Genomic DNA, 12,981 nt, shown 5'->3' on the forward strand with positions numbered 1-12,981 from the left:
CATGCCGCTGGCCCACGCGCTGGCCAGCATGCGGCTCATGAGCGACGAGCTGCTGCCCGCGCTCCATCGCCTGCCGGCCGTCCCCGCGTGACCTGCCGTCCGTGACGTCGGCAGAGTGGTTCGACAAGGTGCCGATCGGCACCTTGCCCGAGCGCGCGGCCCGGCGCTGGGGGACGCGGCAGGCGCTGTGGTTCGGGGACCGACGGTGGACGTTCGCCGACGTGGCGGCCGGCGTCGACCGGATCGCGCGCGGGCTGATGGCGCTCGGTGTCGACGCCGGCGACAAGGTCGCCCTCTGGATGCTGAACCGGCCGGAGTGGATCGAGACCGCGTTCGCGGTCATGAAGATCGGCGCCGTGCTCGTGCCCATCAACACGCGGTTGCGGACCGACGACGTCGCCTACATCCTCGATCAGTCCGGGTCGACCACGCTCGTGCTCGCCGAGCGCTCGGGGCCCGTGGACTATCTCGCCATGATCCGGGAGCTGCAGCCTCTCGGGGCGGCGCGCGCGGAGAGCCGGCTGCCCAAGCTCGCCCGCCTCGTGCTCCTCGGCGGGGAGCCGCGCGCGGGCACCGTGGGATGGCCGGAGCTGCTCGACCGCGCCTCGGACGTCGACGACGCCAGGCTCGCCGGCCGCGCGCGGGGGGTCGATCCCGAGGATCTCGCCTTCCTCATGTACACCTCGGGGACGACCGGGTTTCCCAAGGGCGCGATGCACAACCACCGGCTCGTGCGCAACGTGACCGACCGCGCGTTCCGGCTGGCCATCGGCGCCGAGGACGTCATCATGATGTACCTGCCGCTCTTTCACCTCTTCGGCTTCTCCGAGGGCATGCTCACCTCGATGGTGACGGGCGCGCGCCAGGTGCTCACTGAGACGTTCGACGGCGACGAGAGCCTCGCGCTGATCGCCCGGGAGCGCGCCACCGTGGTCCACGGCTTCGACACGCACTTCAAGGCGCTCTGCGAGGCGTACGAGCGGCGGCCGGTGGACGTGTCGAGCGTGCGCACGGGGATCCTCGCCGCGGGCATGTCGAGCTCGACGTCGATCGCGCGGCAGGGGCGCAAGCTCTTCGGCCCGCTGGTCTCCGGGTACGGGATGAGCGAGTTCGGGGTCGGGGTGGCGATCGGCGCGCTCGATTCCACGGAGGAGCAGTCCTGCGAGGCGTCGGGCTACCCGGCGCCGGGCTACGAGATCCGGGTCGTCGACCCCGCGACCGGGCGCGATCAGCCGCCGCAGACGCCGGGCGAGATCCTCGTCCGCGGCTACAGCCTCATGCGGGGCTACTACGACAAGCCCGAGGCGACGGCGGCCGCCATCGACGGCGAGGGCTGGATGCACACCGGCGACATGGGCATGTTCCGGACGGACGGCCATCTGCGGTTCATGGGCCGCTACAAGGACATGCTGAAGATCGGCGGCGAGAACGTGGATCCCATGGAGGTCGAGGCCTACCTCATGACCCACCCGGGCGTCGACGTCGCCGCGGTGGTCAGCTATCCCGACGCGCGGCTCGGCGAGGTCGGGGTCGCGTTCGTGCGGCGCCGGCCGGGCCGTCCGCTCACCGCGGAGGACGTGCTGGCGCACTGTCGCGGCCGCATCGCGAGCTTCAAGATCCCCCGGCACGTCCTGTTCGTGGACGACTTTCCGATGACCAGCTCCGGCAAGATCCAGAAGGTGACGCTGCGCGACGAGGCGCTGCGCCGGCTCGCCGCGCCTACCCGCGGAACTTCGGCATGACCTCCGTGGCGAACCAGCGGAGCTGCTCGAGCATGACGGCCTGCGGGGTGCCCATGCTGTTGCTCACGTTGACGTAGGCGAGGCCGGGGAAGCGCGACTGGAGGTCGCCGAGGTAGGCGACCAGGTCCTCGGGCGGCCCCGCGAACCACGCGCCCGTCTTCATGTAGTGCTCGACCGTGGGGACGCCGGCCGCGCCCCAGCCGCCGCGGCGCGTGCTCGCCTCCAGCTGGGCCGGCGTGATTCCCGGCACGAAACCGAGCGGCCCGAACATCTTCACGTGCTCCTCGTAGAACGGCGTGATCTCGCGGATCGCCCGCTCGCGGCTGTCGGCGAGGTGGAAGAAGATGCCGAGACAGAGATCCTCGCCGAGCGCGAGATCTCGGCCCGCCCGCGCGGCGGCCTCGCGATACCCGTGGATCGGGCCCTCGGCCATGGTCGCGGCGCCGCCGCCGATGACGCCCTTGATGCCGTGACGCACCATGAAGTCGAGCCCCCGCGCGCTCGCGCTGACGATGGGCTGCCAGCACTCCACCGGCCGGCGCCGCGGCCGCGGCACCAGGGTCAGCTCGCGCAGCTCGTAGCCGCGGTAGGGGACGGCCGGGGGCAGCGTGTACCGCTTGCCGTGATGCGCGAACGATTCCTCGTTGAACGCCTTGAGGACGATCTCGACCTGCTCCTCGAACAGCTCGCGGTTGGCCTCGGCGTCGAGCATGGGCGCCCCGAACGTCTCCACCTCGCGCGTGTGATAGCCGCGGCCCACGCCGAAGATCGTCCGGCCGCCGGTGAGGATGTCGGCCGTCGCGTAGTCCTCGGCCAGCCGGAGCGGATGCCACATGGGCGTGATGTTGAAGCCGCACCCGATGCGCAGCCGCGAGGTCAGGTGGGCGAGGTGGACGGCGGCCATCAGGATGTTGGGGATGCACTCGTAGCCTTCGTGCTGGAAGTGGTGCTCGGCCAGCCAGAGGATATGGTACCCGTGCTCGTCCATACAGCGCGCGACGGCCTCGGTCTTCTCGAAGACGGACACGAGGTGTTCGTTCGAGTAGCGCCGCTCGTTGGCGGGCGTGGCCAGCTGGCCCAGGTCGCCCAGATCGACGTGGCCGGCGTAGACGGTCGAGAACTTGGTGATCATGCCGGTGTCCTCACCCCCCTGTCGGGGTCACGGCTACTTCATCGGTCCCGCTCGGCCTCTCGCCGGCCCGACGAAGGCGATGTAGGCGCCGCAGGCGTGCTCGGGCCCCACCAGCATCGCTTGTTCCCCGGTGTTTGGCACGCAGATCATGACGTGATCGATGCGGGTCAGCACGATGAGGCCTCCGCCCGCGTCACTTGAGCTCCAGCAGCCGTTCGAGGTTCTTGTACAGGATCGCCTCTTTCTCGTCCTGGGAGAGGCTCTTCATGCCGAGGATCCACGAGACCGGCCAGTCCAGGGCCATGTCGTAGGGCCAGTCGGTCCCGAACACCACCCGGTCGGCGCCGACGGTGTCGATGAGATAGCGCAGGGCTTGCTCGGTGTACACGATGCAGTCGTAGTAGAACCGCCGCAGATACTCGCTCGGCGGCCTGGTGATGTGGGCCCGCGCCTCCGCGCGCACCTTCCAGGCGTGGTCCATGCGCCCGATCCCGTAGCAGGTGTAGCCGCCACCGTGGCCGAGCACGATGTTGAGGTCCGGGTACTCGTCCAGGACCCCGCCGTGGACCAGCGTGGCGAACGTCACCGCCCGGTCCACGAGATTGCCGATGCTGTTGGGGAGGTGATACCGCTTGCTCCGAGCCGTGACCAGCGTCTCCCCGCCCTGGTGAAAGAAGATCACGGCGCCCATTTGCTCGGCCGCCCTCCAGAACGGGCGGAACTCCGCCTCGTCGAGGGTGCGGCCGTTGACGTGATCGTTGATCTCCGCGCCTTTGAGCCCGAGCTGGGTCATGCACCGCTCCAGCTCGGCGATCGCGGCCTTCACGTCCTGCATGGGCACCGTACCGAGCCCGGCGAACCGCTGGGGCCAGGTTCCGACCATGTCGGCGATCTCGTCGTTGGTGGCCCGCGCGGTGGCGACGGCGACCGGGGTGTCGAGATGATAGTTGTAGAACCCGACGTACGGCGAGACCACGTGGACGTCCACGCCGAGAGAAGCCATGTCCGCCAGGCGTTGTTCCGGCGTCCACCGGGCGCGCGGCGGCAGCGGCTGCCGCTGGCTTCCGACGACCGCGCACTCCGCTCCCCGCGCGTCCTTCTCGCGCCTGATCGTGTGCCAGTCCCCACCGTTCTCGGTCGCCCGCCAGAAGCACTGCGGCGTCAGATGGGCATGGATATCGATGCTACGCATGATTCTCCTTTCGTACCGGGGCTTCCCGGGCTCGCTCGGCGAGACTAGGACGACCATGGGCGAAGAGTCAAGCAGAGTCGGTTCTTGACAGCGCCCCGTCATCGGGATACGAGGAGGCGCTGGTGGGCACCGCTCGACCATGACGCCTCGTCACCCGCACCTGGCGCTGGCTCTCCGGGTCTGCGCCGGCTTTCTCGCAGGCTGCGCCGGCGCGACCTCCGGCCTGTCCATTACGACGACTGCCCCCAACGGCGCCCGGGAGCAGATCCCGGCCACGGTGTCCCGGCCGGTCGTCGCGTTCTTCGGCCAGCACCTGAAATGATCGGAGGACATCCATGAAAGTCAAAGCGGTGAATGGCTTCGCGCGGATCTTGAAATCCGAGGGCATCCCTGGAAGGTCTCCGATCACGCCTCGGCGTGCATGTCAGCCATGGCCAGGGCCGTGGGCTTCCATGGAGAGGATGTGACCGAGCCGTCAGAAGTGATCCCGGCGCTGAAGCGGGCGCTCGACGAGAACGCCAGGGGCCGGCCGGCCTTTCTGGAGTTCATCTGCTCGCACCATCCGGTCCACGGAGGCTGGGTCAGGCCCGCGGCGAGCGGCCACTGACGGGCGCGCCCGAGCCTAGTGCCGTTCCAACTTGTTGATACTAAATCTGTCCACGAACGACGTACACGGTGCCTTCCTAGGCGCGAATAGTTGGAACGGCACTAGCGTTCGGGCTTCTTCTCGAACAGCGCCCGGTACTTCCCGTAGCCGGCCTCCTCCAGCTTGGAGGCCGGAATGAACCGGAGCGCCGCCGAGTTGATGCAGTAACGGAGCCCCCGGGGCCCGGGGCCGTCGGGAAAGAGGTGGCCGAGGTGGGAGTCGGCCTGCGCGGACTGTACCTCGACGCGGAGCATCCCGTGAGAGGTGTCGGTGTGCTCCTTCACGTTCTCGGCCTCGAGCGGCCGGCTGAAGCTCGGCCAGCCGGTGCCGGAATCGAACTTGTCGAGGGAGGAAAACAGTGGCTCACCGGACACGATGTCGACATAGATCCCCGGCTCGTGGTGGTTCCAGAACTCGTTTCGGAACGGCGGCTCGGTGGCGCTGCACTGGGTGACGTCGTACTGGGTCGGGCTGAGCCTCGCCCTCAACTCCTCGTCGGTCATCTTTTGGTCGGTCATGATCCACATCTCCCGTGCGGTTTCTTCCCGGGTATGAAGAGTATACCCGCCGAGCAGGGGGGAACGGTTGACAGGCCGGCGAGGGCGGCGGTATGTCTGTGACCCACCAGACACTGGGAACGATCCACGTGAGTGGCGAGAGGAGAGCCATGGCTGACGTGCTGACGGTGGTCGCGAAGGTCCGAGCGGCGAAGGGCAAGGGCGACGCCCTGGCGGCGCTCCTCAAGGAGCAGGTGGCGGCGGTGCGGAAAGCGGAGCCGGGCTGCCTCGTGTACCGACCCCACCGGTCCACGAAGGATCCCGACCTCTTCATCTTCTACGAGCAGTACAGGGACGCCGCCGCCTTCGACGCCCACCGCAAGGCGCCCCACCTCGCCGCGTATCGTGAGCGCCGTGAGCAGGAAGGGCTCACCGAGGGCGCGGTCGAGGTGGAGATCTACCGCTCGCTCACCGACGACTGAGCCGCCGCTACTTCGGCTGCGCCACGGTCCGCAGATACGGCTTCAGCGTCTTGAAGCCCTGCGGATACCTCTTCTTGGCGTCGTCGTCGGACACGGACGTCGGAATGATGACGTCCTGGCCCGGCTTCCAGTTCACCGGCGTGGCGACCGTGTGCCTGGAGGTCAGCTGGCAGGAATCCAGCAGGCGGAGCACCTCGTCGAAATTGCGGCCGGTGCTCATCGGATAGACGATCATCGCCTTGACCTTCTTGTCGGGCCCGATGACGAACACCGAGCGCACCGTCGCATTGTCGGCGGCGGTGCGGCGGCCGCCGGTCGCGTTGGGGTGGATCATGTCGTAGAGCTTCGCGACCGTCAGGTCGGCGTCGCCGATCAGCGGATAGTTGACGGCGTGCCCCTGGGTCTCCTGGATGTCCTTGACCCAGGACTTGTGATCGCTCACGGGATCGACGCTCAGCCCGATGATCTTGGTGTTGCGCTTGTCGAACTCGGGCTTGAGACCGGCCATGTAGCCGAGCTCGGTGGTGCACACGGGCGTGAAATCCTTGGGATGCGAGAACAGGATCACCCACTTGTCGCCGATCCATTCATGGAAACGGATCTTTCCCTCGGTGGTTTCCGCCGTAAAATCCGGCGCCTCGTCGCCAATGCGTACGGGCATGTCTGACCTCCATTTCTCTGAGAGAATCCCGGTCGTATTTCGGGATAGAAATTGTAGCGCGCCGTCAGGTCGAGGTCCACCCAAGGGTCCCATCCCCACCGCTCGAAGGCCATCACGATCGCGCAGGGGCGGCGTCACCGTGGGCGAGCACGCCCCAGCGCTTGCCGCGCAGGTCCTCCCGGCGCCTGAGGCCCGGCCGCGCGTTCGGGTGGCCCTGGTAGTAGAGCAGCTCGGGGTCGAGCCCTTGCTCCTTGAAGTAGCCGCCCTCGACGGCGGCGAAGAGCGGTGCGGTGCCCACCCCGCGGTTGCCACAGGCGACCCGGATCTTTTCCATCGGGGCACTCCTTTCGCGGACGTCAGCCCTTCAGGCCGGAGAGGCCGAACCCGCTGCGCAAGGCGCGCTGGAGAAGCAGGAAGAGCAGGAAGACGGGGATGGTGGCCAGCACGGCGATGGCCATCTGCTCGGTGGGCGGGTTGCCGTAGTCCTCGCCGAACCGCACGAGCCCGAGCGGATAGGTCCGGTAGTCATCGTGGGACACGACGGCCAGCGGCCACAGGAACTGATCCCAGCTGTCGCGGAAGGCGAGGAGGGCCAGCACGGCCAGGGCGGGCCGGCACTGGGGCAGCACGATCTTCCAGAGGATCCGCAGCTCGCCGGCTCCGTCGATCCGCGCCGCCTCCAGGTAATCGGTGGGGATCTTGAGGATGAACTGACGCATGAGGAACACCCCGAAGGCGTCGATGAGGAGCGGGCCGGCGATCCCCTGGAGGCTGTTGACCCAGCCCAGCTTGTGGATGATCAGGAAGGTGGGGACGAGCGTGACCTCGAGCGGGAGCATGAGCGTGCTGAGGATCAAGATCAGGAGGAGCTTGTCCCCGGGGAAGCGGTACTTGGCGAGCCCGTAGCCGGCCAGGGTGCAGAAGACGAGGTTCCCCACCATGACGGCAGAGGACACGATGACGCTGTTGCGGAAGAAGAGCGGGAACGCCGCCCGCCCCATGGCGTTGGGGTAGTTCTCCGGGTGCCAGACGGAAGGGATCCACTCGGTGGTGAGCTGGAACATCTTCTCCCCGGCCTGGAACGACGTGGTCACCATCCAGATGATGGGCAGGACGAAGACGACGGTGAGGCCGGCCAGCGGGAGCAGGCCGAGCCAGGCGGCGTGGGCGGCCAGCCGTCGCCTCATGCCGCCGCGTCCTCCTCGCTCCGCGTGAAGAGACGCATCTGGATGACGGTGAACACCATCGCGATGGCGAAGAGCACGACCGAGATGGCGGCGGCCCGTCCCATCTTCATGTACGAGAAGCCCGTCTCGTAGATCAGCATGGACAGGACGCGGGTGGCCCCCCCCGGCCCGCCCCCCGTGATCAGGAAGGGCATGAGGAAGATCCGCGCCGACAGGAGCGCCGCCACCACCACGACGAAGAAAGTGACCGGCATGAGGAGCGGCAGCGTGATGGACCGGAAGCGCCACACCAGTCCCGCGCCGTCGATGGCGGCCGCTTCGTAGTACTCGCGCGGGATGGCCAGGAGGCCGGCCAGGAACACCACCATGAAGTAGGGCGCGAAGCGCCAGACGGTCACCCCGATGATGGCGGGCATGGCGGTCGCGGAGTCGGTGAGCCAGTCGATGCGCCCGACGCCGAGGGGGCTCAGGATCTGATTGACGAGGCCGTGGGGATGGAAGAGGAACCGCCACACCAGGCACACGGCCACGATGGGCATGATGTTGGTCAGGAACATGCCGGCCAGGCACAGGCGCCGGCCGCGGCCCCGGCTGTTGACGGCCAGGGCCAGCCCCAGGCCCACGGCCGTGATGAACACCGTGGAGCCGGCGATGTAGACGAGCGTGTTGAGGAGGGCCTGGATGAAGATGGGATCGCGGCCGAGGCTGGCGTAGTTCTCCAGGCCCACGAACCGCGGCGTCTTCAGCATGTCGTAGCTGGTGAAGCTCAGGCCCATCGCCCACAGCATGGGCCCGTACTTGAAGACGAGGAAGAAGAGCACGGTCGGCAGCACGAAGCCGAGGCCCCACAGCCGGATGCGCAGCCGGTAGTGCAGCGGCCAGCCTAGCGGGATCCTGGCCGACAGCGAGCCGGCTCTCGCCTCCGGGATCGAGCTCACGGTCGGGATCGGCTCAGGACTTCTTGAACTCCGCCGTCGCCCGGTCCACCTCCGCCGCCGCCTCGTCCAGGGCCACCTTGATGTCCACGTTGTTGAGCATGACCTTCTGCACCGCGCGGTGCATGGCGTCGGCCAGCTCGTTCCACACCGGCGTCCGCGGGAAGAACACGCCGTTGTCCTTGGCGCGGATGATCTCCTGGACGTGGGGGAAGCTCTTCACCCGCGGGTCGTCGGTCCAGCCGCTCTTGCGGGCGAGCGTGAAGGGGGCGGTGGCCTGCCAGCAATCCACGAGGTCGCTCATCACGAACCGGTACATGTCGTGAAGGACCTCCTGCTTGTCCCGGGGCGCGTTGGCGTTGACGACGAAGTTGAAGCCGTAGCAGGTGGAGTACCGCTTGTCGGCGGTGACGCCGGGGAGCTGCAGGGGGCGGTAGTACCCCTCGGCCTCCATCACGGGGTTCTGGGACTTGATGGCCACGGGCGGAATGGGATGGCAGCTGAACATCGAGCAGCGCTCCTTGAGCCAGTCCATCTGGGGCAGGGGCGCGGTGGCGATGGAGTCGGCGGGGTCCTCGGCCCCGTACTGCTTGGCCAGGGAGGCGCGGACGGTCATCGCCCGCACGCCCGCCTCGTTGTTGATGGTGCACTTGCCGGTCCGGTCGAACCACTGCCCCCCGCTCTGCACGACGATGGGGTTGAACTGGATCATCGTCCACTGGGGCGCGTGCATCGCGAACTTGAACCCCTGGCGGACGAACTTGTTCCCCTGCTTGATGGTGAGCCGCTTGGCGACCTCCCCGAGCTGGGCGTAGGTCTGCGGCTGGTCGCGCTCGGGATCCAGGCCGACCTCCTTGAACTGCTTGGTGTTGAGGTAGTTGCAGAAGCCGTAGAACCAGATGGGATAGCCGTAGACCTTGCCGTCCTGGATGGCGCCCGCGATGAAGGCGTCGGCGTGGTCCCGCCGGAAGGCGTCCACCGAGGGGTAGCCGAGCTGCCGGACGTCGAGGGGGGCGATGAGGTTGCGGGCCAGCCAGGTCGGCATGAGCCAGTCGCCGGTCGTGAACCCGTCGGGCGCCGTCCCCGTGGCGAAGCCGACGCTCACCTTCTTGCCGAGGTCGGTGAAGGTGAACCACTGGAAGTCGACCTTGATGTTCGGGTGGTTCTCCGTGTACTGCGTGATCCGCTTGTGGAGCCAGGGACGCTGCTGCGGGTTCTCCCACGTCCAGAAGGTGAGCTTCAGCGGGGCCCTGGTTGGTTGGGCCGCGCCGCGGCGCGGAGCCGCCGCGACCGCCGCCCCCGCACCGAGCGCGCCGAGATGGCCGATCGCTTCGCGCCGCGTCATCGCCGTGGCCTGCCCCGGAAGCGTCCCGCCGTCACTCGCTCGAGAGGTGTCCATATGGTCCTCCGCCGTGGGTCGAAGCGGTTTTCCTCGCGCTCTCGGCGGCGACGCTACGCTCCGCCTCTCGCGCCTGTCAAGCGTCTCGCGTCGTCACCCCGGGCCCCGGCCCCGGGGTTGAGTTGCCACCTCCGTGTCCCTCTGATCGGCTACCCAGGTGGCCATCGGCTTCGGGCTCTTCTACTACTGTCAGGGGCGCGGGGTGCCCCACGCTCAGGCCTACGCCGAGATGCTGGACCAGATCGCCCGAGCGGAGCGGCTCGGCTTCTCGGAGTGCTGGTTCGCCTCGCGCTCCTGAAGCGTCTCCGCGCGACCTCGCGTATACTCACGCCCCATGAGCGAGCGGGGAACCGTCGAGAAGTTCGCCGTCGGACAGTCCGTGCGCCGTCTGGAGGACCCGCGCCTGCTGCGCGGCTTCGGCCGGTATTCCGACGACGTAACGCTGCCGCGCCAGGCGCACGCCGTCCTCGTGCGCTCGCCCCACGCGCACGCCCGCATTCAGACGGTCGAGGCGACGGCCGCGGCGAAGATTGCGGGCGTCATCGCGGTGTTCACCGGCGAGGACCTCGCCGCCGACAGCCTGGGGAACCTGCCTAGCGACACGACGCGCAAGCGACGCGACGGCTCGCCGGCCTTCGCCACGCCGCGACCGGCGCTCGCGCGCGGGCGCGTTCGCCACGTCGGCGATCCGGTCGCGCTCGTCGTCGCGGAGACGCCCGAGCAGGCGGCAGACGCGGCGGAGCAAGTGACCGTCGACTACGAGCCCCTGCCGGTGGTGGCGACGATCGCGGAGGCGACGCGCGCCGGAGCGCCGACGGTCTGGGACGAAGCGCCCGATAACGTGGCCTTCGTGTGGGAGGCCGGCCACCGCGAGGCGGTGGCACGCGCGTTCGAGACCGCGGCGCACGTCACCACCCTCGACTTCGTCGTCACGCGGGTGGCGGCCGCGCCGCTCGAGCCGCGCGCCGCCGTCGGCGACTACGACCGCCGGACCGGCCGCTACACCCTGCACACGGGCATCCAGGCGCCGCATGGCCTGCGCTCGCTGCTCGCCGATGTCCTCCGCATACCGCAGAGCCACCTGCGCGTCGTCACCGGGGACGTGGGCGGTAGTTTCGGGATGCGGAGCGGCATCTACCCGGAGCTGGTGCTCGTCCTCTGGGCGGCCAAGCGGCTGGGGCGGCCGGTGAAGTGGACGTCCAGCCGGCGCGAGGGCTTCGCCACCGACGAGCCCGGGCGTGACAACAGGTCGACCGCCGAGCTGGCGCTCGACGCCGAGGGCACGTTCGTGGCCTTGCGCGTAGCGATCGGGCTGAACGTCGGCGCGTACCTCACGCCGCGCAGCGCGGGGCCGGGCACCAACAACGTCGGGGGCGTGGCGGGCGTGTACACGACGCCGGTCATCCACGTCCGCACCACCGGCGTGTTCACCAACACGACGCCGACCGGGCCCTATCGCGGCGCCGGTCGCCCCGAGGCCACCTACGCGATCGAGCGGCTGATCGACGTCGCGGCGCGCGAACTGGGTGTGGACCCATCGAGCTGCGCCGTCGCAACATGATTCCCGCCTCCGCCATGCCCTTCAAGACCGGACTCGTCTTCACCTACGACTGCGGCGATTTCGCCCGCGGCATGGAGATGGCGCTGGCACTCGCGGATCACGCGGGCTTCGAGAAGCGAAGGGATGCGGCGCGCGCGCGCGGCAAGCTTCGCGGTCTAGGGATCGCGAATCCGATCGAGGTCGCGGGGGGCCCCTACACCGCGCTCAACCCCGACACCGCCGAGGTGCGTGTCAATCCCGACGGCTCGGTGACGGTCTTCGCCTGCTCGACCTCGATGGGGCAGGGCAACGAGACGGCGTTCGCGCAGATCGTCAGCGACCGGCTCGGGGTGCCGCCCGAGCGCATCCAGGTGCTGTGGGGCGACAGCGACGCGCTCGGCGCCGGGCGGGGCAATGGCGGCTCGGGCGCGCTCAGCGTCGGCGGATCCGCGGTGACGCGCGCGACGGAGAAGGTCATCGAGCGCGGCCGCCGCATCGCCGCGCACCTGATGGAGGCGGCACCCCCGGACGTCGTCCTGCGCGACGCACGGTTCACGGTGGCCGGCACCGACCGCGGCCTGACGCTGGCCGCCGTCGCCCGCGCCGCCTACCAGCCGAAGCAACTCCCGCCCGGCCTGGAGCCGGGGCTCTCCGAGACCGCGGCGTTCGCGCCGCCCGCGGTCACCTTCCCGAACGGCACCCAGGTGTGCGAGATCGAGATCGACGAGGAGACGGGCGCCGTGCGCGTGGTGCGCCACACCGTGGTCGACGACGTGGGACGGATGGTCAATCCCATGCTCGTGAAGGGACAGATCCACGGCGGCGCCGTGCAGGGCCTCGGCCAGGGACTCTTCGAGCTGCTGGCCTACGACGCCGAGACCGGCCAGCTCCTGACCGGCTCCTTCATGGATTACGCGATGCCCCGCGCGGACGACGTGCCGTTCTTCGAGGTGGACTCGCACGAGGTGCCGACGCAGGTGAACCCGCTGGGCGCCAAGGGTGTGGGCGAGGCCGGCACGGTGGGCGCGCTGCCCGCGCTGATGAACGCCATCAACGACGCGCTGGCGCCGCTCGGCGTCCGCCACCTCGACATGCCGGTCACACCCGCGCGCGTCTGGCGCGCGATCCGGACCGCGCGGGCCGCGCGCTGAGTCAGCTCGTCCGCAGCTTCTCGAGCAGTCGGGGGTCCGGATCCACCCCCAGGCCCGGGCCCTGGGGCACCGCGATGCGGCCGTGCCGGGGATGGATGGCCTCGCCCAGCGGGTTGTCGGCGCAGTCGCAGTAGAAGCGCTCCACCAGAGATTCGGCCGGCATCGCGGCGATGCAGTGGATCGACGCGAGCAGGCCGGGCCCGAAGTACGCCGAGTGCGGAACGATCTGGACGCCGAACGTCTCGGCGAGGGTCATGACCCGGCGCAGCTCGGTCACCCCACCGATCTTGGTCACGCTGGGCTGGCAGGTTGAGGACGAGGCTTTCGACCCTGGTGATCTTCATGCGCTGGGCGATAATCGGCGGCGCGCCGCCACCGTGTCAAGGCGCTGGAGGCACGCGCCGTGGCGTCGGCCCC

General features: G+C 69.1%; 15 protein-coding genes and 2 pseudogenes. 7 read left to right on the top strand and 10 right to left on the bottom strand.

Features of this window, described 5'->3' with window-relative positions; all coding sequences use genetic code 11:
- Positions 1 to 101: 101 nt before the first annotated feature.
- Complete coding sequence (locus VGV13_14085) at positions 102 to 1,742, top strand: AMP-binding protein (protein HEV8642225.1); 1,641 nt, start codon at positions 102 to 104, stop codon at positions 1,740 to 1,742.
- Here the strand turns inward: VGV13_14085 and VGV13_14090 are convergent.
- Genes VGV13_14090 through VGV13_14100 form a run of 3 tightly spaced genes read right to left on the bottom strand, consistent with a single transcriptional unit; the run spans position 1,720 to position 4,066 of the window.
- Positions 1,720 to 2,874: an LLM class flavin-dependent oxidoreductase gene (locus VGV13_14090; GenBank protein ID HEV8642226.1), complete on the bottom strand. Its 1,155-nt coding sequence runs from the start codon at positions 2,872 to 2,874 to the stop codon at positions 1,720 to 1,722. The genes VGV13_14085 and VGV13_14090 overlap by 23 nt on opposite strands.
- Positions 2,875 to 2,907: 33 nt before the next feature.
- Complete coding sequence (locus VGV13_14095; protein ID HEV8642227.1) at positions 2,908 to 3,048, bottom strand: hypothetical protein; 141 nt, start codon at positions 3,046 to 3,048, stop codon at positions 2,908 to 2,910.
- A gap of 19 nt (positions 3,049 to 3,067) precedes the next feature.
- Positions 3,068 to 4,066, bottom strand: a complete 999-nt coding sequence (locus VGV13_14100; protein ID HEV8642228.1) for an amidohydrolase family protein — start codon at positions 4,064 to 4,066, stop codon at positions 3,068 to 3,070.
- 139 nt (positions 4,067 to 4,205) lie between these two features.
- Between VGV13_14100 and VGV13_14105 the strand changes: the two genes are divergently transcribed.
- Positions 4,206 to 4,388, top strand: a complete 183-nt coding sequence (locus tag VGV13_14105; GenBank protein ID HEV8642229.1) for a hypothetical protein — start codon at positions 4,206 to 4,208, stop codon at positions 4,386 to 4,388.
- A 108-nt stretch (positions 4,389 to 4,496) separates the two neighbouring features.
- On the top strand, positions 4,497 to 4,673 hold the full coding sequence (locus VGV13_14110) for a hypothetical protein (GenBank protein ID HEV8642230.1): 177 nt from the start codon (positions 4,497 to 4,499) through the stop codon (positions 4,671 to 4,673).
- 101 nt (positions 4,674 to 4,774) lie between these two features.
- Here VGV13_14110 and msrB read toward each other — a convergent pair.
- Positions 4,775 to 5,206, bottom strand: a pseudogene (gene msrB / locus VGV13_14115) (peptide-methionine (R)-S-oxide reductase MsrB).
- 173 nt (positions 5,207 to 5,379) lie between these two features.
- Here msrB and VGV13_14120 point away from each other — a divergent pair.
- Positions 5,380 to 5,691 (top strand): putative quinol monooxygenase, encoded by a 312-nt coding sequence (locus VGV13_14120; GenBank protein ID HEV8642231.1) that lies wholly within the window; start codon positions 5,380 to 5,382, stop codon positions 5,689 to 5,691.
- 7 nt (positions 5,692 to 5,698) lie between these two features.
- Here the strand turns inward: VGV13_14120 and VGV13_14125 are convergent, their stop codons facing one another.
- From VGV13_14125 to VGV13_14145, 5 genes are all read right to left on the bottom strand, one after another.
- Positions 5,699 to 6,352 (bottom strand): peroxiredoxin, encoded by a 654-nt coding sequence (locus VGV13_14125; GenBank protein ID HEV8642232.1) that lies wholly within the window; start codon positions 6,350 to 6,352, stop codon positions 5,699 to 5,701.
- A gap of 112 nt (positions 6,353 to 6,464) precedes the next feature.
- Positions 6,465 to 6,686 (bottom strand): hypothetical protein, encoded by a 222-nt coding sequence (locus tag VGV13_14130; protein HEV8642233.1) that lies wholly within the window; start codon positions 6,684 to 6,686, stop codon positions 6,465 to 6,467.
- Positions 6,687 to 6,708: 22 nt separating this feature from the next.
- Positions 6,709 to 7,539, bottom strand: coding sequence for a carbohydrate ABC transporter permease (locus VGV13_14135; GenBank protein HEV8642234.1), 831 nt, complete (start codon positions 7,537 to 7,539; stop codon positions 6,709 to 6,711).
- Positions 7,536 to 8,477 (bottom strand): sugar ABC transporter permease, encoded by a 942-nt coding sequence (locus tag VGV13_14140; GenBank protein ID HEV8642235.1) that lies wholly within the window; start codon positions 8,475 to 8,477, stop codon positions 7,536 to 7,538. The genes VGV13_14135 and VGV13_14140 overlap by 4 nt, the downstream gene beginning before the upstream one ends.
- A gap of 13 nt (positions 8,478 to 8,490) precedes the next feature.
- Positions 8,491 to 9,873, bottom strand: coding sequence for an extracellular solute-binding protein (locus tag VGV13_14145; GenBank protein ID HEV8642236.1), 1,383 nt, complete (start codon positions 9,871 to 9,873; stop codon positions 8,491 to 8,493).
- A gap of 157 nt (positions 9,874 to 10,030) precedes the next feature.
- On the opposite strand from VGV13_14145, the gene VGV13_14150 reads away from it, so the two are divergent.
- Genes VGV13_14150 through VGV13_14160 form a run of 3 tightly spaced genes read left to right on the top strand, consistent with a single transcriptional unit; the run spans position 10,031 to position 12,564 of the window.
- Entirely contained in the window at positions 10,031 to 10,171 is a 141-nt protein-coding gene (locus VGV13_14150) for a hypothetical protein (protein ID HEV8642237.1), read from the top strand.
- Positions 10,172 to 10,207: 36 nt separating this feature from the next.
- Positions 10,208 to 11,434 carry a molybdopterin cofactor-binding domain-containing protein gene (locus tag VGV13_14155; protein HEV8642238.1) on the top strand — a complete coding sequence of 409 codons (1,227 nt, stop codon included), beginning with the start codon at positions 10,208 to 10,210 and terminating at the stop codon, positions 11,432 to 11,434.
- Positions 11,431 to 12,564: a molybdopterin cofactor-binding domain-containing protein gene (locus tag VGV13_14160; GenBank protein HEV8642239.1), complete on the top strand. Its 1,134-nt coding sequence runs from the start codon at positions 11,431 to 11,433 to the stop codon at positions 12,562 to 12,564. Before VGV13_14155 ends, VGV13_14160 begins: the two co-directional genes overlap by 4 nt.
- A 1-nt stretch (position 12,565) precedes the next feature.
- On the opposite strand, the pseudogene VGV13_14165 reads toward VGV13_14160, so the two are convergent.
- Positions 12,566 to 12,865, bottom strand: a pseudogene (locus VGV13_14165) (enolase C-terminal domain-like protein).
- Between the last annotated feature and the right edge of the window lie 116 nt (positions 12,866 to 12,981).

This window comes from Candidatus Methylomirabilota bacterium (genome assembly GCA_036001065.1).
GTDB lineage: Bacteria > Methylomirabilota > Methylomirabilia > Rokubacteriales > CSP1-6 > MNEF01.

What these genes read in the sequence shown, in the direction of transcription:
- VGV13_14090 (HEV8642226.1), bottom strand. Translation starts at nt 2,874, where the DNA reads ATGATCACCAAGTTCTCGACCGTCTACGCCGGCCACGTCGATCTGGGC.
- VGV13_14100 (HEV8642228.1), bottom strand. Translation starts at nt 4,066, where the DNA reads ATGCGTAGCATCGATATCCATGCCCATCTGACGCCGCAGTGCTTCTGG.
- VGV13_14105 (HEV8642229.1), top strand. Translation starts at nt 4,206, where the DNA reads ATGACGCCTCGTCACCCGCACCTGGCGCTGGCTCTCCGGGTCTGCGCC.
- VGV13_14110 (HEV8642230.1), top strand. Translation starts at nt 4,497, where the DNA reads ATGGCCAGGGCCGTGGGCTTCCATGGAGAGGATGTGACCGAGCCGTCA.
- VGV13_14120 (HEV8642231.1), top strand. Translation starts at nt 5,380, where the DNA reads ATGGCTGACGTGCTGACGGTGGTCGCGAAGGTCCGAGCGGCGAAGGGC.
- VGV13_14125 (HEV8642232.1), bottom strand. Translation starts at nt 6,352, where the DNA reads ATGCCCGTACGCATTGGCGACGAGGCGCCGGATTTTACGGCGGAAACC.
- VGV13_14130 (HEV8642233.1), bottom strand. Translation starts at nt 6,686, where the DNA reads ATGGAAAAGATCCGGGTCGCCTGTGGCAACCGCGGGGTGGGCACCGCA.
- VGV13_14135 (HEV8642234.1), bottom strand. Translation starts at nt 7,539, where the DNA reads ATGAGGCGACGGCTGGCCGCCCACGCCGCCTGGCTCGGCCTGCTCCCG.
- VGV13_14145 (HEV8642236.1), bottom strand. Translation starts at nt 9,873, where the DNA reads ATGGACACCTCTCGAGCGAGTGACGGCGGGACGCTTCCGGGGCAGGCC.
- VGV13_14155 (HEV8642238.1), top strand. Translation starts at nt 10,208, where the DNA reads ATGAGCGAGCGGGGAACCGTCGAGAAGTTCGCCGTCGGACAGTCCGTG.
- VGV13_14160 (HEV8642239.1), top strand. Translation starts at nt 11,431, where the DNA reads ATGATTCCCGCCTCCGCCATGCCCTTCAAGACCGGACTCGTCTTCACC.